23 protein-coding genes are annotated in these 23027 nt (G+C 68.4%); 11 read left to right on the top strand and 12 right to left on the bottom strand.

Going from position 1 to position 23027, the window contains the following annotated elements; genetic code table 11:
• Positions 1–276 precede the first annotated feature (276 nt).
• The 4 genes from WDJ57_RS13810 (at position 277) to WDJ57_RS13795 (ending at position 5767) form a co-directional block, all read left to right on the top strand.
• A complete protein-coding gene (locus WDJ57_RS13810; protein WP_338901400.1) occupies positions 277–2595 on the top strand; it encodes an arylsulfatase in 2319 nt (772 codons plus the stop codon).
• Positions 2596–2656: 61 nt separating this feature from the next.
• The gene (locus WDJ57_RS13805) at positions 2657–3202 is read left to right on the top strand and encodes an LURP-one-related/scramblase family protein (protein WP_338901399.1); all 546 of its coding nucleotides are present in this window, start codon (positions 2657–2659) and stop codon (positions 3200–3202) included.
• Positions 3203–3282: 80 nt separating this feature from the next.
• Entirely contained in the window at positions 3283–4518 is a 1236-nt protein-coding gene (locus WDJ57_RS13800; protein WP_338901398.1) for a polymer-forming cytoskeletal protein, read from the top strand.
• Between the two features lie 283 nt (positions 4519–4801).
• Positions 4802–5767: a formylglycine-generating enzyme family protein gene (locus WDJ57_RS13795; protein ID WP_338901397.1), complete on the top strand. Its 966-nt coding sequence runs from the start codon at positions 4802–4804 to the stop codon at positions 5765–5767.
• Positions 5768–5866: 99 nt separating this feature from the next.
• Here WDJ57_RS13795 and WDJ57_RS13790 read toward each other — a convergent pair whose 3' ends face one another.
• On the bottom strand, positions 5867–6037 hold the full coding sequence (locus WDJ57_RS13790; RefSeq protein WP_338901396.1) for a hypothetical protein: 171 nt from the start codon (positions 6035–6037) through the stop codon (positions 5867–5869).
• Positions 6038–6371: 334 nt separating this feature from the next.
• Between WDJ57_RS13790 and WDJ57_RS13785 the strand changes: the two genes are divergently transcribed.
• On the top strand, positions 6372–7139 hold the full coding sequence (locus WDJ57_RS13785; RefSeq protein WP_338901395.1) for a hypothetical protein: 768 nt from the start codon (positions 6372–6374) through the stop codon (positions 7137–7139).
• Between the two features lie 84 nt (positions 7140–7223).
• Here WDJ57_RS13785 and WDJ57_RS13780 read toward each other — a convergent pair whose 3' ends face one another.
• Positions 7224–8441: a hypothetical protein gene (locus tag WDJ57_RS13780; RefSeq protein ID WP_338901394.1), complete on the bottom strand. Its 1218-nt coding sequence runs from the start codon at positions 8439–8441 to the stop codon at positions 7224–7226.
• A 434-nt stretch (positions 8442–8875) separates the two neighbouring features.
• Positions 8876–9892 carry an AI-2E family transporter gene (locus WDJ57_RS13775; RefSeq protein WP_338901393.1) on the bottom strand — a complete coding sequence of 339 codons (1017 nt, stop codon included), beginning with the start codon at positions 9890–9892 and terminating at the stop codon, positions 8876–8878.
• Between the two features lie 616 nt (positions 9893–10508).
• On the opposite strand from WDJ57_RS13775, the gene WDJ57_RS13770 reads away from it, so the two are divergent.
• Both WDJ57_RS13770 and WDJ57_RS13765 read left to right on the top strand, forming a co-directional pair.
• Positions 10509–11879, top strand: coding sequence for a nicotinate phosphoribosyltransferase (locus tag WDJ57_RS13770; protein ID WP_338901392.1), 1371 nt, complete (start codon positions 10509–10511; stop codon positions 11877–11879).
• Between the two features lie 154 nt (positions 11880–12033).
• Positions 12034–12675 carry a dienelactone hydrolase family protein gene (locus WDJ57_RS13765; protein WP_338901391.1) on the top strand — a complete coding sequence of 214 codons (642 nt, stop codon included), beginning with the start codon at positions 12034–12036 and terminating at the stop codon, positions 12673–12675.
• 6 nt (positions 12676–12681) lie between these two features.
• Here the strand turns inward: WDJ57_RS13765 and WDJ57_RS13760 are convergent, their stop codons facing one another.
• From WDJ57_RS13760 to WDJ57_RS13750, 3 genes are all read right to left on the bottom strand, one after another.
• Complete coding sequence (locus tag WDJ57_RS13760; protein WP_338901390.1) at positions 12682–12993, bottom strand: hypothetical protein; 312 nt, start codon at positions 12991–12993, stop codon at positions 12682–12684.
• A 62-nt stretch (positions 12994–13055) separates the two neighbouring features.
• Complete coding sequence (locus WDJ57_RS13755) at positions 13056–14045, bottom strand: CapA family protein (RefSeq protein ID WP_338901389.1); 990 nt, start codon at positions 14043–14045, stop codon at positions 13056–13058.
• Between the two features lie 49 nt (positions 14046–14094).
• Positions 14095–15015, bottom strand: a complete 921-nt coding sequence (locus tag WDJ57_RS13750) for a CBS domain-containing protein (RefSeq protein WP_338901388.1) — start codon at positions 15013–15015, stop codon at positions 14095–14097.
• 173 nt (positions 15016–15188) lie between these two features.
• Between WDJ57_RS13750 and WDJ57_RS13745 the strand changes: the two genes are divergently transcribed.
• A complete protein-coding gene (locus tag WDJ57_RS13745; protein ID WP_338901387.1) occupies positions 15189–15680 on the top strand; it encodes a pyridoxamine 5'-phosphate oxidase family protein in 492 nt (163 codons plus the stop codon).
• Here WDJ57_RS13745 and WDJ57_RS13740 read toward each other — a convergent pair whose 3' ends face one another.
• The 3 genes from WDJ57_RS13740 to WDJ57_RS13730 are packed head-to-tail and all read right to left on the bottom strand — an operon-like array spanning position 15681 to position 16406.
• On the bottom strand, positions 15681–15962 hold the full coding sequence (locus WDJ57_RS13740; RefSeq protein WP_338901386.1) for a hypothetical protein: 282 nt from the start codon (positions 15960–15962) through the stop codon (positions 15681–15683).
• Between the two features lie 40 nt (positions 15963–16002).
• A complete protein-coding gene (locus WDJ57_RS13735; protein ID WP_338901385.1) occupies positions 16003–16191 on the bottom strand; it encodes a hypothetical protein in 189 nt (62 codons plus the stop codon).
• Positions 16191–16406: a zinc ribbon domain-containing protein gene (locus tag WDJ57_RS13730; protein ID WP_338901384.1), complete on the bottom strand. Its 216-nt coding sequence runs from the start codon at positions 16404–16406 to the stop codon at positions 16191–16193. Before WDJ57_RS13730 ends, WDJ57_RS13735 begins: the two co-directional genes overlap by 1 nt.
• A gap of 150 nt (positions 16407–16556) precedes the next feature.
• On the opposite strand from WDJ57_RS13730, the gene WDJ57_RS13725 reads away from it, so the two are divergent.
• From WDJ57_RS13725 to WDJ57_RS13715, 3 genes are all read left to right on the top strand, one after another.
• Complete coding sequence (locus WDJ57_RS13725; protein ID WP_338901383.1) at positions 16557–17597, top strand: phytoene/squalene synthase family protein; 1041 nt, start codon at positions 16557–16559, stop codon at positions 17595–17597.
• A 48-nt stretch (positions 17598–17645) separates the two neighbouring features.
• Positions 17646–18134, top strand: coding sequence for a GNAT family N-acetyltransferase (locus WDJ57_RS13720; RefSeq protein ID WP_338901382.1), 489 nt, complete (start codon positions 17646–17648; stop codon positions 18132–18134).
• Positions 18135–18260: 126 nt separating this feature from the next.
• On the top strand, positions 18261–18962 hold the full coding sequence (locus WDJ57_RS13715) for a 5-formyltetrahydrofolate cyclo-ligase (RefSeq protein WP_338901381.1): 702 nt from the start codon (positions 18261–18263) through the stop codon (positions 18960–18962).
• 102 nt (positions 18963–19064) lie between these two features.
• On the opposite strand, the gene WDJ57_RS13710 is transcribed toward WDJ57_RS13715, so the two are convergent.
• The 3 genes from WDJ57_RS13710 to WDJ57_RS13700 form a co-directional block, all read right to left on the bottom strand.
• A complete protein-coding gene (locus tag WDJ57_RS13710) occupies positions 19065–19514 on the bottom strand; it encodes a hypothetical protein (RefSeq protein WP_338901380.1) in 450 nt (149 codons plus the stop codon).
• Between the two features lie 204 nt (positions 19515–19718).
• Entirely contained in the window at positions 19719–22055 is a 2337-nt protein-coding gene (locus tag WDJ57_RS13705; RefSeq protein ID WP_338901379.1) for a DEAD/DEAH box helicase, read from the bottom strand.
• 555 nt (positions 22056–22610) lie between these two features.
• Positions 22611–23024, bottom strand: a complete 414-nt coding sequence (locus tag WDJ57_RS13700; RefSeq protein WP_338901378.1) for a universal stress protein — start codon at positions 23022–23024, stop codon at positions 22611–22613.
• Positions 23025–23027: the final 3 nt, after the last annotated feature.

Below are 23027 nucleotides of genomic sequence, written 5' to 3'. Positions count from 1 at the left end.
GGCACGGTGACGCGGCCCGGGACTGCGATACGGTCGGTAAGGCTCCCGAACGCCAGGTAAGTGGCAAAGACCGCCAGCCCTCGGCTCGGTAACCTCGACCCACCGGTCGGTAAGCGGACCGAATCCGGGGATACCCAGGGAATTACAAAGTCCGATTCGGGGGATAGAGCGGCTGTCGGGAGAACTCCCGCCCCCCAGGCCCCGCGCGACTCGACGCCGTGGAGGCGGACCTGGCGAGGGCGTCCCGCGTCTGGCGGGACACGACGCACCACAGCAATGCCACAACAAGAATTTCACGGCCACATCGGCCGTACGTACGACGAATCGGAACCCTGGTGGCCCGAACAGACCCGGGCCCCGGAAGACGCCCCGAACGTCCTGCTAATCACCCTCGACGACGTCGGCTTCGGGCAACTGGGCTGTTACGGCGGGCTCATCGATACCCCGAACATCGACCGTCTCGCCGAGAACGGCCTCCGCTACAACAACTTCCACACGACCGCGCTCTGTTCGCCCACCCGCTCGTGTCTCATGACCGGCCGCAACCACCACTCGAACGGGCTGGCAGCCATCACCGAGGTCTCCACGGGCTTCCCCGGCTACAACGGTCACATCCCCCACGAGAACGGGATGGTCTCGGAGGCGCTCGTCGAGGAGGGCTTTAGCACCTACGCACTCGGCAAGTGGCACCTCACGCCCGCCGAGTCCACCAGCGCCGCCGGCCCCTACGACCAGTGGCCGCTCAACCGCGGCTTCGAGCGGTTCTACGGGTTCCTCGGCGGCGACACCGACCAGTACACGCCGGCGCTGATCCACGACAACCACCAGACCGAGCCGCCCGCCACGCCGGAGGAGGGCTACCACCTCACCGAGGACCTCGCCGACCGCGCCATCGAGTTCATCGGCGACGCCAAACAGGTCGACCCCGACAAGCCCTTCTTCACCTACTTCTGTCCTGGTGCCTGTCACGCCCCCCACCAGGTCCCACAGGAGTGGATCGAGAAGTACGAGGGCGAGTTCGACATGGGCTGGGACGCCGCCCGCGAGCAGATCCTCGAACAGCAAAAGGAGATGGGCGTCGTCCCCGAGGACACCGAACTGTCCCCGCAGAACGAAGACGTCGACCGCTGGGATTCGCTCTCCGAGGACGAACAGCGCCTCTGCAGCCGGATGATGGAGGTGTTCGCGGGGTTCCTCGAACACACCGACGCGCAAATTGGGAAGGTGCTGGACTACCTCGAAGAGATCGGTGAACTCGACGACACCCTCGTGATGCTGGTCTCGGACAACGGCGCCAGCGCCGAGGGCGGCCCGACCGGCTCCGTGGACGAGAACCGCTTTTTCAACAACGTTCCCGAAAGCCTCGAGGAGAATCTCGAAGCGATAGACGACCTCGGCGGCCCGGAGTACTTCAACCACTACCCCTGGGGCTGGACGTGGGCCGGCAACACTCCCTTCCGCCGGTGGAAGCGAGAGACCTACCGCGGCGGCGCGAGCGACCCGCTGGTCGTCTCCTGGCCCAACGGCATCGAGGCCGAGGGCGAAGTGCGCGAGCAGTTCGTCCACGCCATCGACCTCGCCCCCACCATCTACGAGGCGGTCGGCATCGACCCGCCGGACGAGGTGAAGGGGTACTCCCAGTCGCCCATCGAGGGGACCAGCTTCGCCTATAGCTTCGACGAACCGGACGCGCCCGAGCAGCACACCACCCAGTACTTCGAGATGCTCGGTACCCGGGCCATCTACCACGACGGCTGGCGGGCCGTCCACCCGTGGCCGTTCGGCGAGCCGATGACCGCCGAGGACCTCTCGGCGACCAGCCTCGAAGACTCGGGGTGGGAGCTGTACCACGTCGAGGAGGACTTCGCGGAGGCGAACGACGTCGCGAGCGAGCACCCCGAGAAGGTGCTCGAACTCGCCCAACTGTGGTGGACCGAGGCCGGCAAGCACGACGTCCTGCCCCTCGACGGCCGCAGCGTCCAGCGCTTCGCCGAAGCACGGCCAGAACCCGGCAAGCCACGCGACACGTACGTCTACCACCCCGGTGGTCAGTACATCCCCGAGAATGCAGCCGTCAAGGTGTTCAACCGCGATCACAGCATCACCGCCGATCTGACGGTGCCGGTCGGCGGCGCGGAAGGCGCGCTGCTCGCGCACGGGAGCCGGTCCGGCGGCTACTCGCTGTACGTGATGGACAACCGCCTCGTGTACGTCCACAACTACGTCGGCGTCGACGAGTACGAGGTGGTCGCCGACGAGCCGCTTCCGGAGGGCGACGTCTCGGTTCGGATGGAGTTCGAGGTGACCGGCGAACCGGACTTCGCGACCGGCAAGGGCGTCCCCGGGACCGTGCGCCTGTTCTACGGCGACCAGCAGGTCGGCGAAGGCGAGGTGCCCGTCACGACCCCCATCACGACCGGCCTCACCGCCGGCTTGAGCTGTGGGAAGGACAGTGTGAACGCCGTCACCGACGCGTACCGCGAGCAGACACCGTTCCCGTTCACCGGCAGCATCGCCCGCGTGACCGTCGACGTCAGCGGCGAACCGTTCGTCCACGAGGAGGCCGAACTGGACCGCATCATGGCGCGGGAGTGAGCCCGGATGACCACGACCACGACCACGACACCCGCGTCGCCGCGGCGGGCGAGGTGAGCAGATGAGCCCGAGACGGCGGCGAGAACGCAGGCGCGCCCGGCAGCAGGGAGCCGAGATTCCCGCCGCGCCGACGCGGTACCGGATGCGCGAGAAACTGCTCGCCATCGGCGAAGACTTCGTCATCGAGACGGCCGGGGGCCAGCCGGCGTTCAAAGTCGACGGGAAGGCGCTCAGAGTCCGCAACACCATCCAGATTCGAGACCGGCAGGGAGGCCTGCGCTACCGCGTCCAGGAGCGCGTCCTCCGCCTCAAGGAGACGATGGTCATACAGGGAGCGGACGGCCGGACGGCGGCGACCATCAAGAAGGCGCTCGTGACGCCGCTCCGGGACCGCTTCGACGTCAAGGTCGCCGGCGGCCCGCCCCTGCACGTCCAGGGGAACATCCTCGACCACGAGTACACCATCACGCGGAACGGGAAGCCGGTCGCGACGGTCTCGAAGCGGTGGTTCCGCGTCCGTGACACCTACGGCGTCGAGGTGATGGCGGGGGAAGACGACGCGCTGGTCCTCGCCATCGCCGCCGCCATCGACACAATCCGACAATAAATGACACACCCACCACGGCGGACCACACGTCACGCCGCGAACGGGGAGCGGACGAGTGGCACTACCAGGGGGCCGACCCGATGACGCGTCAGAACACCGGACGGGCCGTGTTCGCCGTCGGGTTCGTGGTCCTGGCGATGGTGCCCTGGATGGTCGCCGCGGAGACGACGGTCCGGCCCACTGTCGAGGTGCCGGCGGGCGAGACCCTGAACGAGGACCTGACGGCGACAGCCGGGAGGGTGCTCGTCCGCGGGACCGTCGACGGCGACGTGACCGCGCTGTCGGCCGACGTCGTCGTCAGCGGCGAAGTGACGGGCGACGTGACCGCGTTCGCCGGGCGGGTCGACGTGAGCGGCCGCGTGGGTGGGAAAGTCAACGCAATCGCCGGCATAACCGACGTCGGCGGCGACGTCGACGACGGTCTCAGTTCCATCGGCGGCCGGCTCTCGGTGGCGGGACGGGTCGGGGGCGTCCTCGACGCCGTCGGCGTCTTCGTCGACGTCGAGGAGGACGGACGGGTCACCGGTCGGTTCCAGACCACGGCAGTCCGCACCCGCGTGAACGGAACGGTCCTCGGTGGCGGGCCGATACTCAATCGGTCCCTGACCGGCGGCCCGGGCACCGGGGACGACGGCGCGGGCGCGGCGCGCATGCTGGCAGCGTCGTCGGTCGGTGCGGGCCTCGTGCAGTTGCTCCCCGGGACAGTCGCACAGCCCTCGCCGCTGGTCAGCCTCGGCCCCGGGAACCTCCTGCGAGTGTCGTGGGTCGAGGCCTACCGGTTCCTGGCTAACCTGCTGCTGGGTGCGGTGCTCGTCGGCGCGTTCCCCCGCTTCTCGACCCGTGTGTCCGACCTCGTCGGTCGGGAACCCGCCCGCACCTGGGTGAGCGGGTTCGCCGTCACCCTCCTCACGCCACTGGTGCTGGTCGTGTTCGGGTTGAGCCTCTTCGGACTGCCGATCGCGTTCGCCGGCGGCGCACTGTTCGTGGTGCTGTCGTGGGTCGGCTCCGTCTACGGCCGGTTCGCCCTCGGGATGTTGACCCTCGCCGCCGTGCCTCGCGGGCTGTCGTACGTCGACGTCGACGTCTCGCCGGTCGAGAACCGCTGGGTCGGGCTCGTCGTCGGCGCGTTCATCGTGGAGATTCTGCTCCAGATTCCGGCAGTCGGTCCCGTCGTCGACGGCCTCGTGCTGGTCCTCGGGCTGGGAGCCGTCACCCGCCTGGCCTACCGGAGCTACCGTCGGACCGAGCGCTCATCCGACGAGTCCGGGCCGGAACCGGTGACCGCGACGAACGCCGAGGAGACACGCGAGGAGTGAGCGCGAGTCGGCGGCGCGCGCTCACCGTAAGCCGGAGTTATCGCCGGGCCACCGATGGCTCGCCGGCGGTTCTCCCTTCCTAACAAAGTGTCGGCGTCGCGTGGCGGCAGGCAGACGGTTCCCTACGCATGAGTCCTGCACCCAACACGACGCGCCCGTGCAGAGACGACACAGCGGCCGCCCCCGGTGAGACGAGTCACGCCGACGACGAGAGCCGCCAGATGGTCGACGCCGCCCCCTGTCCTCCCGCCCGGTCGGGGAGTGCCACCGAGGGGGGAGCGCGATGACGCGCTCGGAGGCGGACCACACCGCGCCGTCGGAGCCGCCGGCCGACGGGATGGTCTGGATTCCGGGCGGCACGTTCACGATGGGGTCCGAGGAGTTCTACCCGGAGGAGGCTCCGACGCGCGAGGTCAGCGTCGACGGCTTCTGGATGGACGAGACGCCCGTAACGAACGCCGACTTCGCCGAGTTCGTCGACGAGACGGACTACACGACCTTCGCCGAGCGGGACCCGGACCCCGACGACTATCCCGGTGCCGACCCGGACGACGTGGTCGCGGGGTCGGCCGTGTTCACCTCGCCCGACGGACCGGTGGACCGCGGGAACCCCTCCGAGTGGTGGGAGTACGTTCCCGGTGCGACCTGGCTGCAACCGCTCGGACCGGACAGTTCCCTGGACGGGAAACTGGACCATCCCGCGGTCCACGTCGCGTACGAGGACGCCCGCGCGTACGCCGAGTGGGCGGGCAAGGAACTGCCGACCGAGGCACAGTGGGAGCGCGCCGCCCGCGGGGGCCTGGAGGGCAAACGGTTCGTCTGGGGGGACGAACACGTCCCGGACGGGCAGTTGCTGGCCAACACCTGGCAGGGGGAGTTCCCGACGGAGAACAAACTCCTCGACGGCTACGAGCGTACCTCGCCGGTCGGCGCGTTCCCTGCCAACGGCTTCGGTCTCTTCGACGTGGCCGGCAACGTCTGGGAGTGGACGCGCGACTGGTTCAGCGCTGACCCGACGGCCGGCGAGACTGCGGCGTGCTGTACGCCGACGAACCCGGGCGGGGTCGATATGGAGCAAAGCGTCGACCCCCGCGACCCCTCGGATGTCCCGCGGAAAGTCCTGAAGGGCGGGTCACACCTCTGTGCGCCGAACTACTGTTTCCGCTACCGGCCGGCCGCGCGGTATCCCGAACCGATAGACACCACGACGAGTCACGTCGGCTTCCGCTGTATCGTGCCGCCGGAGTGAGCGCGACCGGCGGGGACGCGCGCGGACTGCATCGCCATCGGTCGACATACCGTCACCTACCTGGACGAGATATCGACGGCCAACCCCTGTGGCCGTGGCTCACTCGGGAACCGAAATCTCGATTTCGTGGTCCTCGCCCTCGATTGCGGGGTGGCCACAGAAGGGGCAGTATTCGTAGACGAACGCGCCCGGTTTGACGTTGTATCCCCCGGTGACTTCGCAGTCGATTCTCGTCGTCGCGTCCGCGTAATCGGCAGGTGGGACAGTCATAGTTGAGAGTGGTACCGTCCTACCGGCGGTGGTGAGATATAAATCCTGGCTTTCCTGACACTCCAGTAGAACGACTGTGTGCGTGCGAGCAGCAGACGTGTGATGCCGACGGGACTGTGTTCGGTCGCCTCTCAGGCCGCGACGCCGGTGCAGACGGTGTCTCCCGGGCCACGTGCGGGGTCGTCCGGACTGCTGGAGGCCCCGTCGAACCCGGGTAATGAGAGGTTATCCGGGCTCCGGCGCGCCGGCGAGCGGGGTGTGGCCGATATTCTCGGCATAACAAAATACCGCAGTGGCGACAGGGCGCACATCACGTGTCGGGGGACGAACTGCAGTGCTCTGGAACACCGGCATCGACGCCCCAGTGCTGACGCAAACGGTCGACAGCGAGTACACTGTCGCCGCCGCCGTGGTCGTGCTCGGATTCGTCGTCGTCCACCTCACCGCGGCCCGGTGGACGGTCAGCCGGGCCGAGCACCGGCGCACGCTCCTGTCCGCCGGCGCCGGCGCGTCAGTGGCGTACGTGTTCGTCCTCATCCTCCCGGAGATAAGCGAGACGGCCGCAGTCGTCGCGGAACTCGGACGCGGGCTCTTTCTCGCCGAACAGCTCGTGTTCCTCGTCGCGCTCGTGGGGTTCGTGAGTTTCTACGGCCTCGAAGTCGCCGTGAGTCACCGACGCGGTGCGGACGTCGAATCGTCCCGGTCGGTCTACCGGGCACACCTGTTCGTGTTCGTGGCCTACAGCGGACTCATCGGCTACCTGCTCTTTCACCAGGAACGAGCGGGGCTGGCGAACCTGTTGTTCTACGGGCTCGCGATGGCGCTGCACTTCGGTATCACCGATTACGGCTTCCACCGCCACTACGGCACCAGGTTCGACACGAACGGCCGGGTGATACTGGCGGCCGGGACCGTCGTCGGAGCGGTAATCGGGTTCGCGACCCGACTCGACACGTTCCGGGTGGCGATGCTGTTCGCCTTCCTCGCCGGGGCTATCGTGTTCAACGTGCTCAAAGAGGAACTCCCCGAGGTCACCGAGAGCCGGTTCACCGCGTTCGCCGCCGGCGCGCTGAGCTTCACCCTGGTACTCGTGTTCGCGTGAGCGAGCGTCCCCGGACTGGCCGAATCGAGGGTGGAACCGACAACGGCCGGGGAACTGCAGCCAGGTCGGCGACGGTGGTGTGGCCTACGTCGAGCCGTTCGCGCTGGTCGAGTCGTTCGTCGCCGTCGCGTTGGCTGCCGGGGTGGCTGTCGCGTTCACTGCCGGCATCGCTGTCGCGTTCATCGCCGGCATCACCGTATCGTTGACTGCTGGTGTCGCCGTGGCATTGGCTGCCGGCGTGGTCGCGTTGGCGTCCGGCGTCGTCGCGTTGGCGTCCAGGGTCGGCGTCGCGTTGAGAGACGGCGGTGCCGTCTCGTTGACAGACGCCGTGGCGTTCGGGAGGACGCGCACCTCGACGCGGTCGGAACTGTCGCCGTCGTCGGCTTCGAGGACGTAGGTCCCCGGTTCCACGCCGTCGGTGTCGAGTTGCACCGCCCAGACGCCGTTGAGTCCCCAGCGGTCGGTCGCGGCGAAGTCGAACGCCTCCGGGGTCGGCCCTTCCAGTGCCTCGACCGTGATGGTGTTGTCGTCGGGCTTGCGGTTCGTGAGCCCGCGAATCACCATCCGCTCGCCGACCGGGACGGGACTGGTGCCCGTCCGGTTCAGTTGCGAATCGGGGGCGACCGACAGGATAGTGGTCCGGCCGTCCGTGTACGTGAACGCGTCCAGAAGCGCCAGGTCGTCGCTCGCGGTGTCGTTGATGCTCTCCTCGTAGAACAGTTGCAACACCTGCGCGCGGGTCCGGACCACCGTCCGGTTCTGGAGTATCAGGCTGGCCCGCTGGCGGGTGTTCTCGTCGAGCGCCTCCAGGTCTGCCCGGGTGACGCCTGCGAGTTCCCCGTCGCCGACCACGCCGTCGCGGCCGGGCGAGAACACGGCCGCCGCGATGACCCCCTCGCTGAGTTCCGTCCCGTCCGGCGTCACGAGCGCGACGTCCTCCTCGAAGACGTCGTCGTCGTCGACGGTGACCAGTTCCGAGGCGATCCGTCCCCGGCGGTCGACGAGCACGGCCAGTACCTCGTCGACACCGGTCGCTCTGCCCTGGACGGTCACTTCGCCGTCCTCGCGCGCGACCTGCCCGGCGACGTCCTGGAAGACCGTCGGCGCGAACCGGACGCGTTCACCCGGGTCGACCTGGACCTGCTGGACCGGCACCGGCGACGGTCCCGCTCCGAGGGCCGCCTCGCCCGCGTGTTCGGTGGTGAGTGCCGCAGTCCCGGCCGCCGCCCCGGCCGCCAGGACCAGCAGCGTCACGACGATGCTTGCTGCGGTCGTCCGCGAAGGAAGTTTCGAGGTATCCATAGGTGCTCCGGGTCGAATCGGTCGTGGTGCCGCCGAGGTGCTCCGTCGGGCCGGCCCCAGGCCGGGAACTGCGCCCCGGACCGGCCACGGGGGTCGGGAGCCGTCGGTGTCGTTCTCGGGGGCGTGTGTCCCGGGTACACCGCTGTGCGGTTTTGTTATTCGCGCGCAATCGCCCCACTGGCCGGGCTTACCCGGCGAAGCGAGCGGGTGAGACGCGTGCCGGGCAGCGACAGCCGCGGTATCGGTCCGTTACCGAGCGGGGTCGTCGCCGGGAGTGTGAGCACTCGCAGGCGGACGGCGACGCCGCCTCCGGCCGAAGCACGACCTTACCGCCTCGAAGCGAGGCCAGCACGGCGACCCGCGAGTGGGCTGCGGGCATCGAGACTCGCCGGTCGCTGGCGGGGGCATGTGGGGCCCCGCCGCCGGCGGTGGTCTCACCCGGAACTGTCGCCGCGAGTGACGCGTTTCCCGAGCGTGTCGTAGAGTATCTTCGTCAGTCCGAGGATGACCGGGCCGAAGTAGAGCCCGACGAACCCGAGGACGACGAGCCCGCTGAACACCCCGAAGATGAAAAGCGGCGGGTCGAGTCCCACCTCGCTCGACCCCAGGAACGGGCGCAACACGTTGTCGACTGCCCCCACGACGAGCGCGCCGTAGAGAAACAGGAACACCCCGGAGGCCGTGTTCCCGATGAGGAGGAGGTAGATAGCTGCAGGTATCCAGACGACCGTCGTCCCGATGAGCGGGATGAGCGCCAGGAAGATGGAGAGGAACGTCCAGAACAGCACGTCGGTAAAGCCCGTGATGAGGAGTCCGAGGCCGACGAGGAGTCCGTCGACGACGGCGATGGCCGTGTTGCCGACCACGACGGCGAACAGCAGCCTGTCCGACCGGTCGAGCAGCGTCTCCGCGACGTCCGGCGAGAGCGGCGCGAGGTCCACGACCCACGCGACGAGGTCGGCACCGCTCTTGAGCAGATAGTACAACAGGAAAAGCAGTATCGTCAGCCGGATGAACGCCGACGAGACCCCGCCGAGGGCGTCGAAGACGGCCTGCAGGATGTCGGCGCCCTGTGCGTCCTGGAGGAAGTCCCGCAGCGACGTCTGGACGTCGAAGCCGGGCCCGAACGTCGATTCGAGCAACCCCTGGAAGTCGATGCCAGTCGTCACGCCGCTCTCGCGTATCGTCGCCAGAAGGTCGCGAAGCCCCGACACCACCACGTTGAACAGGAGCACGAACGGGATGACGAAGAGGACGAGCGTCGCGAAAATCAGGCCGATGGCACTCGGGCGCGCGCCGAGTCGCGGCTCCAGCCGCGTATAGAGCGGCCGCAGCAGGTACGCGAGGAGAATCGACGCCAGCACGACGGGGACGAACGGCCGCAACAGCAACAGCGTCAGGACTGTCGCGAGTGCGAGCAACAACAGTTCGAACGAACGTTCGGAATCCATGCTCTCTCACGGCGGCCGGGCCAGGGACCGGGCGACGGCCACCCGGGGACGAACGAACGCCGTCCGCGCCCTGTTGCGTCGTCGGAGGCAGCGACCGGGGGCCAGCTAACCAGGTGACTGCTCGCCGCGGACCGGCTTTGTAACAGACAGGTTATCCTCCGTGGCCGGGCTGGCACCCGTGGGTGCGTTTCGATTGAGCAACCGCTCCTGTGCTGCCGGCGAGCGACGGCACTGTGCCGCGGTTGGGGTCAGCTACGCTTCCGGCGCGTGCTCGCGGCGACGGCGGGTTATCGCGACGATGGCAACTATCCCGACCAGTGCCACGATGGCGGTCACGAGTAATCGTTTCATCGTAGCCGGTGTTTCGCCGGGCCGACCGATAAACAGAGCTAACCGTTGATTGGTGTTTCAGACCCCGTACCGAGAGAAACACCCTACTAGCCGCCGTGTGCGGGGCGGGGAGATAACGGAAGGTTGCGGCTACCCCGGCCCGGGACGGGTCAGCGGTCGCAATCCGCGCCGTGGCGCGGGCAGTCGTATTCGGCTCATAACAATACGACGGCGGTCCGTTGCGGGGGAAACCACGGTTCCGTCTCCGGCGGGACCGGGACAACCCATGGCACGGACGACGTTCGCCCCGGTGACCGACGACGCGCTCGCACTGTTCACGGACCTCTACGAACTGACGATGATGCAGGGGTACGTCGAGACCGGACATACCCCCGAGGCCACGTTCAGCCTGTTCTTCCGGGACCTGCCGACCGACCGGGGTTACGTCGTCGCCGCCGGCCTCGAACAGGCCGTCCACTACCTGGAGCACCTGACCTTCACCGACGCCGCGCTGGACTACCTCGCGACGCAGGGCTTCGGCGACGCCGTGCTGGACGCGCTGGCCGACTTCGACTTTTCGGGGGACGTGCGCGCGCTGCCCGAGGGGACCGTCGTCTTCCCGGACGAGCCGTTGCTGGAAGTCACCGCGCCCATCTTCGAGGCACAGCTGTTCGAGACGCTGCTCATCAACCAGGTGGGATTCCAGAGCCTCGTCGCGACGAAGGCCGCGCGGATGCGCGAGGCGGTCGACCGCCACGGCGACGACCAGACCATCGTCGACTTCGGCTCCCGGCGCGCTCACGGGACCGACGCGGGCCTGAAGGCCGCCCGCGCGGCCTACCTCGGGGGCGTCACCGGCACCTCGAACGTCGCCGCCGGGCGGGCCTTCGACATCCCCGTCTTCGGCACGATGGCCCACTCCTGGGTCCAGAGCTTCCCGACCGAACGGGCCGCCTTCGAGGCCTTCGTCGACGTCTACGGCGACGAGTCCGTCCTGCTGGTGGACACCTACGACACCGTCGGCGGCGCGGAGACGGCGGCGGCAGTTGCAGACGAAAGGGACGTCGATATCCGCGGCGTCCGCCTGGACTCGGGTGACCTCGTCGCGCTCTCGAAGGAGGTCAACGACATCGTCGACTGTGGCATCTTCGTCAGCTCCGGGCTGGACGAGTACGCTATCGCGGACTTCCTCACCGACGGCGGCGTCGCGACGGGGTTCGGTCCCGGCACCGCGCTGGTGACGAGCAAGGACGCGCCGACGCTGGACCCGGTCTACAAGCTCGTCGCCGTCGAGCGCGACGGGGAGCTGGCGCCGACGATGAAACTCTCGACGGGGAAGGTGACCTACCCCGGACAGAAGAGCGTCAACCGCGTGGAGCGCGACGGCCGGTTCGAGCGCGACGTGCTGGCGGCCCGCGACGAGTCCGCGCCCGGCGAGGACCAGCTCGTCGACGTCTTCGAGGACGGAGACCTCGTCTACGACCTGCCCGGGCTGGACGCGTCCCGCGAGCGGGCCCGCCGACAGCGCGAACGCCTCCCGGAGGGGACCCGGGCGCTGCGGGACCCGGACCCGTACCCGGTCGACGTCGGCGACGGGCTGGCGTCGGTGACCGAGTCGCTGCGGGCCGACCTCGCCGCCGAGTACACCCCCGAGTGACACCGCCCATTAAGCGCCGGGCGACCGTCGTTTCAGGTGGAGAACCACGTCCTGTCACGACCCACGACGCACCAGCGGGGGACCGTCTCCGTCGCCGTCGGGTGAGTCGGGACAGCCACACGACCAGCCGACGACACAGCGCACACCACAATCCATGACCGACCAGTCAGACAGTCTCGTCACGATTCAGACAGACGGCGTGGAACTGGAGGGGGAACTCCAGGTGCCGGCGGACGCCACCGGTCTCGTAATCTTCGCCCACGGCAGCGGCAGCAGCAGAAAGAGCCCGCGGAACACGTTCGTCGCGGACCAGTTGCGCGAGCGCGGCCTCGGGACGCTGCTTTTCGACCTGCTCACCGAAGCGGAGGACCGGCGCCGCGAGACCCGCTTCGACATCGACCTGCTGACTGACCGCCTGCTCGGGGCGACCGAGTGGGTCCGCGACAACCCGACGACCGCCGGGCTGACCCTCGGCTACTTCGGGTCGAGCACCGGCGCGGCCGCGGCGCTTCGTGCGGCCGCCGAGCGCGGTGACGACGTCGCCGCGGTCGTCTCGCGGGGCGGTCGCGTCGACCTCGCGGCCGAGCAGGCACCCGACGTGACCGCCGCGACGCGTTTGATCGTCGGGGGCGCGGACACGCAGGTGCTGGAGTTGAACCGGGAGGTGCTCGACGCGCTGACCTGCGAGACAGACATCGCTGTCGTCGAGGGCGCGGGCCACCTCTTCGAGGGGGAGGGCGAACTGGAGACGGTGGCCGACCTGGCGGGCGAGTGGTTCGCCGACCACCTGTCCTGACGGGCGCTACTCGTACTCGATGCTGTGGAGTTCGTAGCGGTAGGTCCGTCCCTCGGTCCGGACGACGACCGTGTGCCCGTTGTCGGTTTCGAGGCGGTGGAAGTGGTCGCCGAGCGTCCCGGGATTGAGTGACTTCGGCGGATTCTCGTTGGCGAACGACAGCGTCGCGTGGCCGTGCTTCGAGCCGTCGACCTGTCGGACGTCCACCGCGAGCAGTTCGCCGCGGTCGCGGACCACCACGTCGCCAGTGAGTTCCCACGTGTGTCCGTCGTAGCGCAGTTCCCGCCCGCGGAGGTCGTCCCAGTGGGTCTCGACCATGTGGGATAGTCCGCTCGGTCGTCCGTCGCCGTTTCGGGACTTCCCGGCCGCTGGGAAGTTACTCAGCCGCCGAGGGCCACCCGGAGGGCGTCGCCGTCGCGGTCGAACGCGGTGTCGAACGGCTCCGAGAGGCGGCGCATCCGCTGGCGGCTCCACTCGGCGACGTCGGCGCGCGCCTCGTGGACCGAGAAGTCGTATATCTCGGTCGGGTGCAGGCGGAGGTGAGAGAGGGCCCCGTCGTCGGTCACCGTCAGTTCGAACAGGAAGCTCCGGTCTTTGCGGAGGTCACCGACGGCGTAGTCGTCGACGAAGTCGCCCGTGTCGTAGCAGATGGGGCGGCCGTCGTACACCTCGACGCCCTGGAAGACGTGGGCGCTGTGGCCGTGAATCACGTCGACGCCCGCGTCGACGAGCCACCGGGCGAACGCACGAAAGCGCCGCGGCGGCGCTTCCACCATGTTCGGTCCCCAGTGCAGCGACGCGACGACGAGATCCGGGTCGCGAGCGCGGGCGCGGGCCAGCGCGTCGGTCACGGCCGCCCGCGTCCGTTCGTTCTCGCGGTCGATTTCGACGTAGGCGGTCCCCGGCGACCGGTCCCCGGCGGCGTACTCGGGGGTGTTGTCGGTCAGCGAGACGACGGCGACGGTACAGCCGTCGACGGCGAACACCGCCGGCTCGAAGGCGTCCTCGCGGGTCCGACCGGCACCGGTACGGGCGATGCCGCCCTCGTCGAGGTAGCCGAGCGTGTCCAGCAGGGCGGGTTCCTCGAAGTCGAGCACGTGGTTGTTCGCCAGCGCACAGCAGTCCACCCCCGCTCGCTGGAGTGCGGGGACCGCCCAGTCCGGGTCGGCCCGGAAGTGGAAGGCCCGCTCCGTCCGCGTCCAGGGCTCCCCTCGCGTCGACAGACAGCACTCCAGGTTGACGAGCAGCCCGTCGAGCGCGGTGAGGCGGTCGAGCACGTCCCCCCAGACGGCCCCGACGGGACGGCGCTGCTGGCGCTCGTCGACCAGCCGGCCGAGCATCACGTCGCCGGTCAGTCCGAGTCTGGCCATCCGTTGGAACTGCGGGAGCCACGGACAAAACGGTTGTCGCGCCAACAGGTCAGGCCAGCGCCTCCACCTCGACGCGGCCCGTCTCGGGCGTGGCGTCGACGAGGACGACGGCCTGGCCCTCGATGACCGGTTCGCCGTCGGCACCGAAGACGTCCGTCGTCAGCGTGTACTTGTTGGAGTCGAGTTCGCCGACCACCTCGCAGACGGCGCGGGCGCGCTCGCCGACCTCGACCGGCGCGAGAAAGGAGAGGTCCTGCGAGACGTAGATGGAGACGCCGGGCAGGCGGGCGAGGGCGGCGCTGATGAGGCCGCCGACGAGCGTGCCGTGGACGATGCGCCGACCGAAGCGCGTCTCCGCGGCGTACTCGTCGTCGAGGTGGAGGCGGTTCGTGTCGCCGCTGGCGGCGGCGAAGGTGCGCACGTCCTCCTCGGAGAGGGTCTTCTCGAAGGTGACGCGGTCCCCGACCGTCACCGCCTCCTCGCCGCTGGTGACACACTCGACGTCCCAGTCCTCGTTCTCGTAGGCCGTCTCCTGGCGGACGCGATACCGGGTGTCGCCATCCGACGGCTCTATCTCGCTGCGGTGGAGAATCTGCGGAACGACGCGTGCCACGTCGTCCGTCGAGAGGATACCCACGACTGTAGCGTCGTCGACGGCGACGAGCCGTGCGATGTCGTTCTCGCGCATCCGCTCGACGGCCTCGCCGACCGTCGCGTCCGGCGCGACGGTCACCACCGGCGCGCTCATGAACTCCTCGACCGGGCGGGTCCCGGGGTCCGTGGCGCTGCCCAGCAGGCGCACGAGGTCGGCGTTGGTCACGATACCCACCGGCTCGCCGTCGTCGACGACGACCAGCGAGCCGATGTCCTCCTCGTCACAGCGGGCCGCGGCGGTCGCCGCGGTCTGCTCCGGTGTGATGGTGTAGACGGGGCGTTGCATCACGTCGGCCACGCGAATCGGGAAGGGCATCACTCCGTACTGTCGTGACACTGCGTCAAGATGATTGTCCCGCAGTGTGCCGGCCGACGCCGCTGTTCCAGCGGGATACCTGCCGGATGCCCACGGAAACGCGTCGAGCACCGGCAGTACACGTCCGCGTAGTCGGGTCATACTTTATCGGGTTCTCGGACATACGGTAACGTATGTCAGTGGACGAGTTGCACGAGTACGGACTGGAGCGGATGAGCGACGCGGAGATTCGTGGATTCCTGGCGGGTCAGGGGCTGGGCGTGCTCGCGCTGCCCACGGAGGGGGCACCGTACGTGCTGCCGCTGTCGTACGATTACGACGGGGAGTCGCGGCTGTATTTCACCTATCTGCTGGGGTCGGAGAGCCGGAAGGCGACGCTGAGCGAGCAGACGGATGAGGCGAGCTTTCTCGTGTTCAGCGCGGACTCGATGTTCAACTGGGAGAGCGTCATGCTCACGGGGACGCTCCGGAAGCCGCGGCCCGAGGAGCCGACGGAGCCGGCCGAGGGCGTGAGTCGTGCCTGGCGGCCGGACGTGTTCCAGCGGGCCGACCTCTCGGCCGGCGTCGAGGTGTACATCTTCGAGATAACCGAGCAAAACGGCATCAGACACACCGGCCTGCCGCCGGCGTTCCAGCCGGACGCCCACGCCGACCGCGAGCAGTAGTCACTCCTCCGGGAGCCGCCGCTCCATCGCGGCGACGTATTCCGTGGCGACGTCCGCCTCGATGTCGCCGTCCTCGGGGTCGAGCAGCGAGCGCACGCGGCCACAGCCGTGGAGGAGGGCGTCGCGGCGCTCGCCGCCCGGGAGCTTGTTCGACGCGACGGTCTCCGCGGAGGATACCGTCTCCCGGGCCGTCTCCCTGTCGCCCTCCGCGAGCGCCGTGCGCGTCTCCGCGAGCAACTGCGTGAGGACCGCGAGCACGTCGGCAGGTGGGTCGTCGGCCACACTTGCTGTGCGTTCCCAACGGGCAAGAAACCGGGGGTCGTCACTCCCAGCGGGAGTCCTCGCGGTCGGTCTCGCGGCCGTGCTCCCCTGTGTCCCGCCGCGCGACGCGTTCGGCCTCCCGGCGGTCCATCGGTTCGCGCTCGTTCTCGCTCCAGACCAGCACCGCCAGCAGGAGGCCGAGCACGACGCTGACCAGCACAGCGAGGACGAAGACGCCGGCGGCGCTCATCAGCCGAGGAACACGTCGACGATGTCGCTGCCGCGCGAGCCGGTGTCGCGGTACAGCTCCGAGTACCCGCAGTTCAGGCAGGAGACGACCTGAAACTCGTTGGTCTGGATGTCGAACATCTTGCTCAGGCCGCCGCCGGTTGCCGCGATGGTGCCGACGTCGGTCTCCGTGTGGCCACACTTCGGACAGCCGGAGTCGGAGTGGTCGGGGACCATGCGATAAAGTTCGGCTATTTGTCACATAAACGTGTCGGCCCAGGGGGGAGAGTAGCGAGGCGAACAACGGTAGTATATAACCGATGATACCATAGTATAGACAAGAAAATCGATGAGCCCTCAGCCGCCCTGCTCTACGGTGGTCGAGCGATGACACAGCGCAGTACCGGCAACGCCGACCTCGCGTGGTGCTACGACGCCGTCACGGACGTCTCCCGCACCTTCGCCATCACCATCGCCGAACTCGACGAGCCGATGGCGCGCGACATCTGCGTCGGCTACCTCGTCTGCCGCGTCGCCGACACCATCGAGGACGACCCACACATCCCGCCGTCGGAGAAGGCCCGCCTGCTCCGGATCTACGACGACGTGCTCGACCCGACGAGCGACGCCGACGCCGGGCAGTTCGAGTCGGCGGTGAGCGAGTGGGTCCCGTCCGACCCCGGCGCCGACTGGCGGGTCGTCGCCAGCGCTCCCCGCGTCCTGGGGACGTTCCGCGCGCTCGACGCCGACACCCGCGACCGCATCCGGCCGCCGGTCCGCGAACTCGTCTCGGGCATGGCGGAGTTCGTCGAGCGCTACGCCGACGAGGGCGGCCTGCGCATCGAGACCGTCGACGAACTGGAGGAGTACTGCTGGTACGCCGCCGGCACGGTCGGCGATCTCGTCACCAACCTCGTCGCACAGGAGGCCAGCACGGCGGTCACGGACCGGCTGGAGGAACACGCCCGCGACTTCGGCCTCCTGCTCCAGCTCGTCAACGTCGCCAAGGACGTCGGCACCGATTACGCCGAGGAGAACAACGTCTACCTGCCGGAGGCGTGGCTGGACGACGCCGGCGTCAGCCCGTCGGACATCGACGACCCCGCCGCCGTCGACCGGCTGGCGTCGGTCGTCGAGCGCGTCACCGCCCACGCCGAGGGCTACCTCGACGGGACGCAGGCGTGGCTCGAAGCCATGCCCGAACACCGCGGCAACACCCTGTCGGCCTGGGCGATTCCGTTCCTCCTGGCGGTCGGGACCATCCGCGAACTGAAAGCGCGACCGGAGGACCCAATCCGCGAGGGCAACGTGAAGATCTCGCGGGCGGAGGTCCACGCCGTGATGGCCCAGTTCGGCCAGGGCGTGACGGCCGACGACCTCGACACCCTCCGGAACCGCATCGAGCAGCGACCGCTCCACGAGTGGTGACGGCCCCGGCCGGCAACGTTCTTGTACCATGCCAGTAAATGCCACAGTATGTCGGCCGTCCAGTTCCGGCAGGCGACGCCGGACGACGCCGCCGCCGTCCTCGCGGTAAAGCGGGCCGCCATCCGGGAAGTCGCCGGCTTTCACTACAGCGACGAGCAGATAGCCGCCTGGGCACCCGACCAGGACGGCCTCGCCGACTTCGAGCGGGCCATCGGCAGCGACAGGTTCACCGTCCTGCTCGCGGAGGCCGACGGCGAGACGGCGGGCTACGGCGTGCTCAACGCCGACGCGGGCCGCATCGAGGCCGCCTACGTCCACCCCGACCACGGCGGCGAGGGCATCGGCAGTTCGCTGGTGGGACAACTGGAGACCCGCGCCGAGATGCGCGACGTCGACCGTCTCGACGTCGTCGCCGCCCTGAACGCGACGGGGTTCTACGAGTCGCTGGGGTACTGGCACCTCGACACCGAGGTCCGCACCATCGACGGCGTCGACGTCGAGTTCGCCATCATGGCGCGCCACCTCGACGGGGCCTGACCGCGGCGACTTTTTTGTAGCCACCCGCGCGAGCCCGACCGCGGCGACTCCAGGTTTTTGTAGCCGCCCCCGCAACCCTGACCGCGGCGACTCCAGGTTTTTGTAGTCGCCAGCGCAAGCGATGCCATGGACAAGCAGGCGCTCCGCGAGCGGGTCTGGGACGACCTGGAGGCGTCCGGTGAGGCGCGGTTCCCGTTCCCACCCCACGGCCGCATCCCGAACTTCGCCGGCGCGGACGCGGCCGCCCAGCGACTCGCCGACGAGCCGGAGTTTCGCGCGGCCGACGCCATCAAGATAAACCCGGACTCGCCCCAGCGGCCGGTCCGCCGGCTGGCACTGGAAGCCGGGAAGACCCTCTACATGGCGGTGCCGCGGCTGGCCGAGGAGGAGTGTTTCGTGGAACTGGACCCCGACCGCATCGACGATATCGACAACGCGACGACCATCGGCGGGGCCGACGAGGAGGGCGTGCAGGTACCCCCCGACGACGTGGCTCCCATCGACCTCGTGGTCTCGGGAAGCGTCGCAGTCACCGAGGACGGCGACCGCATCGGCAAGGGCGAGGGCTACAGCGACCTGGAGTACGCGCTGTTGCTCGAACTCGGGCTGGTCGACGGCGAGACGCCGGTGGCGACGACGGTCCACGAGCGGCAGGTGGTCGAGGGGCCGGTCGAGACCGCCGCCCACGACGTCGGGATGGACCTCGTGGTGACGCCAGAGCGGGTCGTCCGCCCAGGGGAGGTCTACAAGCCGGCGGGCATCGACTGGGCCCTGCTCTCGGAGGAGCGCATCGCGGAGATACCGGTGTTAGAGCGGTTCCGGCTGTAGGTCTCGGAGTGCTTTGCAGAAGTATTCGTACGTTCTAACGTGGCAGATTCGTGACTGAATGAAATCGAGGTGACCGACTCAGAGCATGAATCTCGCATTGTGCTATTGAGGGTCTCCACAGGTCGGTTCGAGTCGTACCAACTCGGTGGAACTGATACGGACAAACACTCCGGTTACTGAGTCGCCCCCTTGGACGCAGAGACTCTCACCGAGTCTCTCGGGTCGTTCTCCTGCTCGAACCTCGGTGATTTGGGACGGCCACTCTGCGGTAAGCGGTTCTGCATCATCCACGACGACCGAAATCCGTGCTGGTTCTCCGTCGAACCACTCGGTATCTTCCTCTTGATCTCCCGCCTCAATCATGAATGACTGTCGAAATATCGTTTCGTCCGCTTCGTCGGTTACCTCCACGAGTGTCTCAATGTCTTCGTCAGTGTTATTGTCCAGTTCGACTTGACTAAGTGGCTCAGAGTCGCTCAGAGCCGTACAGCCAGCAACTCCGCTTATCCAGATCAGACTGAGGCCAGCAAGGTAGTCACGTCGGGAGGGCATGACACCCAGTTTGCCTGCTCGAATCAAATCAGTTTGGTTGACTGAGATACTCGCGCTATCTATACCATCTGTATCGACCGATGCTCTTTGGCCGCTATTCGAGCAGATCCTCGTGCAAGACTCGCGCTCTGTATCTTGCACGGCAAATACAACAACTATCTTATATTACTCTCGCAAACCTGTGGATTGCTCCAATACTCCCTATCAGTTCCCGCCGTCCGTCGGCAGGTCACCGGTGACCAGCGCGTTCAGCAGATCCGTCGCCACGGACTTGGAGAGCGGGTCGTTGGCGTTGCCGCAGTGAGGTGACTGGACGCAGGCCGGACAGCCGCGCTCGCACCCGCAGGAGGTGACCATCTCCAGTGTCGTCTCGGCGAGGTCGTCGATGGTCTCGTAGCCGCTGCGGGCCAGGCCGACGCCGCCGGGATAGCCGTCGTAGATGAAGATGGTCGAGCGGTCGGTGTGGGGGTGCATCGGCGTCGATAACCCGCCGATGTCCCGGCGGTCACAGAGGAACTGGAAGGGGAACATCGAGATCATGGCGTGCTCGGCGGCGTGGATGCCGCCGGCGAAGTCGCCCCGCTCGCGCAGCGCGCGGTCGAGGTCCGGCGGGAGCGTGTAGTACAGCGCCCGCGTGCGCAGCGTCGTCTCCGGCAGGTCCAAGGGGCGCTCGCCGAGAACTTCCCCGCTGTTGCTGTCGCGGCGCTCGAACCCGGTGATCTGCTTGCGCATCGTGACCTCCGCGAAGCGGACGGGCACCTCGGGGTAGGCGTCGACGGCTTTCTCCTCGAAGTCTTCCTCGACGGTGATGGTCTTGTCGTGGAGGACGCGCGTGTAGTAGTCGGCCCAGGTGCGGTCGAGTTCGGCCACGTCGTGGGTCAAATCGAGGTCGGTCACCTCGTAGGTGGTGCCCTGATGGTGGTAGATAGCGCCGGGGTGGGCGTCCCGGAGCGCGTCGTCGAACGGCAGCGTGCCGATGATGTCGCCGTCGCGGGTCCTGAGTTGGACCTCGCGGTCGGCGGCGGTCCGGAGGCTCATCTCGTGCTGGGGGCTGCCCGCGCCGCTGTAGAGCCAGCGCAGGCCCGCGTCGGTCGTCCGCCGGTCGAGGTCACCCCGCGATTCGAGGTCCGCGACGACGTCGGGGAAGGTGTCGCCGAAGTGGCGGTCGTCGTCGGGTCGGAGCCACGTCTCGCGGGCAGCGGCGCGGACGTGGTCGGGCATGAGCGCGTCGTTCTCGGGGTTGGTGACCGCCTGCTCGGGGTGGGTCTCGAACAGCCGGTCGGTGTTGCGCACGACGAACTGGTCCAGCTGGTCCTCGCCGGCGACCAGCGCGACGAGGCTGGGGTCGGTGCCACGGCCCGCGCGGCCGGCGCGCTGGAAGGTCTGCATCCGCGTGCCGGGGTAGCCGTCCAGGATGACCGCGTCGAGGCCGCCCACGTCGACGCCGAGTTCGAGCGCGCTGGTGGTCCAGACGCCGCGAAGGCTGCCGTCGTGGAGTTGCTGCTCGATGTCCTCGCGGCGGTCGTCGGTGAGTGCCGCCTGATAGGCCCCGACCTGTCCCGCGAGGTCGGCGTGCCCGCGCTGGCGGAGTTCGTCGGCGCTGTCGGTGGCGTACCGCTCGACGGTCTGGCGGGAGTCGGTGAACACGGCCGTCTGGAGCCCGCGGGTCACGAGGTCGACGAACAGCCGTTTCGCCTCGGTGTGGCTGGACTTCCGGCGGCCGCTGCCCCAGCCGTCGTCCTCGTACTCCGGGGGGTTCCAGCACAGCCAGTGGCGCGGCCCCGTCGCCGAGGTGTCGGTGTCCACGAGCGCGAAGGAGGACTCGGGGCGGCCGGTGACGCGGGCGGCGTGCTCGCGGGGGTTGCCGATGGTCGCCGACGCGCAGACGTACTGCGGGTGGGCGTCGAAGCGCTCGCAGACGCGGTTCAGCCGGCGCAAGACGAGCGCGACCTGGCTGCCGAAGACGCCGCGGTAGGCGTGGACCTCGTCGATGACGACCGTCTCCAGGCGCTCGACGAACCACTCCCACAGCCGGTGGGCGTGGGGCAGAATGCCGTAGTGCAGCATGTCCGGCGTCGTCAGAAGCACCGTCGGCTGGCGCTCGCGGACCGCCTCCTTCTCGGTCCGGGAGAGTTGCCCGGTGTAGCGGTCGACCGTGACGCGGGAGCCGAAGCCGAGGCCGTCGGCGAGGGCCGAGAGCGTCTCCGCCTGGTCGTTGATGAGCGCCACCTGCGGGCCGATATAGAGCGTCGTGCCGAAGTTCTCCATCGCACGCTCGAACGCCGGGACGGTGTACGCGAGGCTCTTGCCGCTCGCCGTCTCGGTGGCGACGACGACGTTCTCGCCGTTGCGGACCGCCTCGATAGCGTCGGCCTGGTGGGCGTAAAACCGGTCGATGCCGTCGCTGGCGAGAGCCCCTTCGAGGCGCTGGTCGACGTCCACGTCCCGGAACTGCGCGTCGCGGCCGTCGAAGACCCGGTAGTCGGTCACCTGCCCCTCGTAGTAGGGGCGACCGCGGAGCCAGTCGACAGTCTCGTCCACACGCCGGGTAGCGGTCCCCCGCACGTAGCGGTTGCGCTTGGGGCTGTCAGAAGTCGGAGCGCAACCGACCCGGACCCTCTAACGACCCGTTCGACCGTGAAACCGGCGGAGATACGCCGAATCGACCCCCTCCGCCGGGGACGGCATGGTGTCCATACCCTGCCGTCGCCGAGGCCGGCAGACCGGTAGTGTCATCGTGTCTCGTGGCATCGGTACGCATACCCAATACGGTCGCACGCCATTGACAGTGTGGCGACCGGCATCGCTGGCCGTCGAGAAACAGTATGAAACACACCATTCCAGCCACCGAAGCACTGTACAGCGACGGCCGGTTCATCGTTCACGAACGCGGTAACCCGGATGCCTGGCTCGCCTCGACCTCGCCGGTGGTGGTCGTCGACTGACCCGGACGCAATCATCCCTCACGACGTCAAACGGACCAGCCGATGACCGCCCCAGAAACGCCATAGTCGCGGCACCGCTCCGGCGGTGCCCGGAATCCGACGGGTCCGTCCCATCGGACCCTTTTCTCTCCCCGTCACGCAGACCGGCGGGTCAGACCGCGAGCACCTGCCGCTCGGTGTCCTGCAGGACGCGGTCGACGACGCTCCCCATCTTCTGGCTGTGCGTCTGGCCGCGGTAGCCCATGACGATGATGTCCGCGTCGATGTCGTCCGCGTACGCGATGATTTCGTCGTGCGGGACGCCGTGGCAGCAGTGTGAGGTGACCTCGACGCCGCGCTCCTCCCCGGTGTCGATGACGTCGGCGAGGAGGTCCATCGCGCGGTCCTCGGCCTCGTCGGTCACCAGTTCCATCGCGCTCAGCGCCGGTTCGCTGTAGTGACGGGTGTCGATGACGTGCATCGCGTGTACCTCCGCGCCGAACTGGTCGGCGAGGCCGAGCGCGGTCTGTTCGGCCCGAGCACTTCCCTCGCTGCCGTCCGTCGGAAACAGTATCGTCTCGTACATTGA

The sequence above is a fragment of the Salinibaculum sp. SYNS191 genome (assembly GCF_037338445.1).
GTDB lineage: Archaea > Halobacteriota > Halobacteria > Halobacteriales > Haloarculaceae > Salinibaculum > Salinibaculum marinum.
Note: the sequence above shows the minus strand (reverse complement) of the source record. Positions and strands in the feature narration are given on the sequence as shown.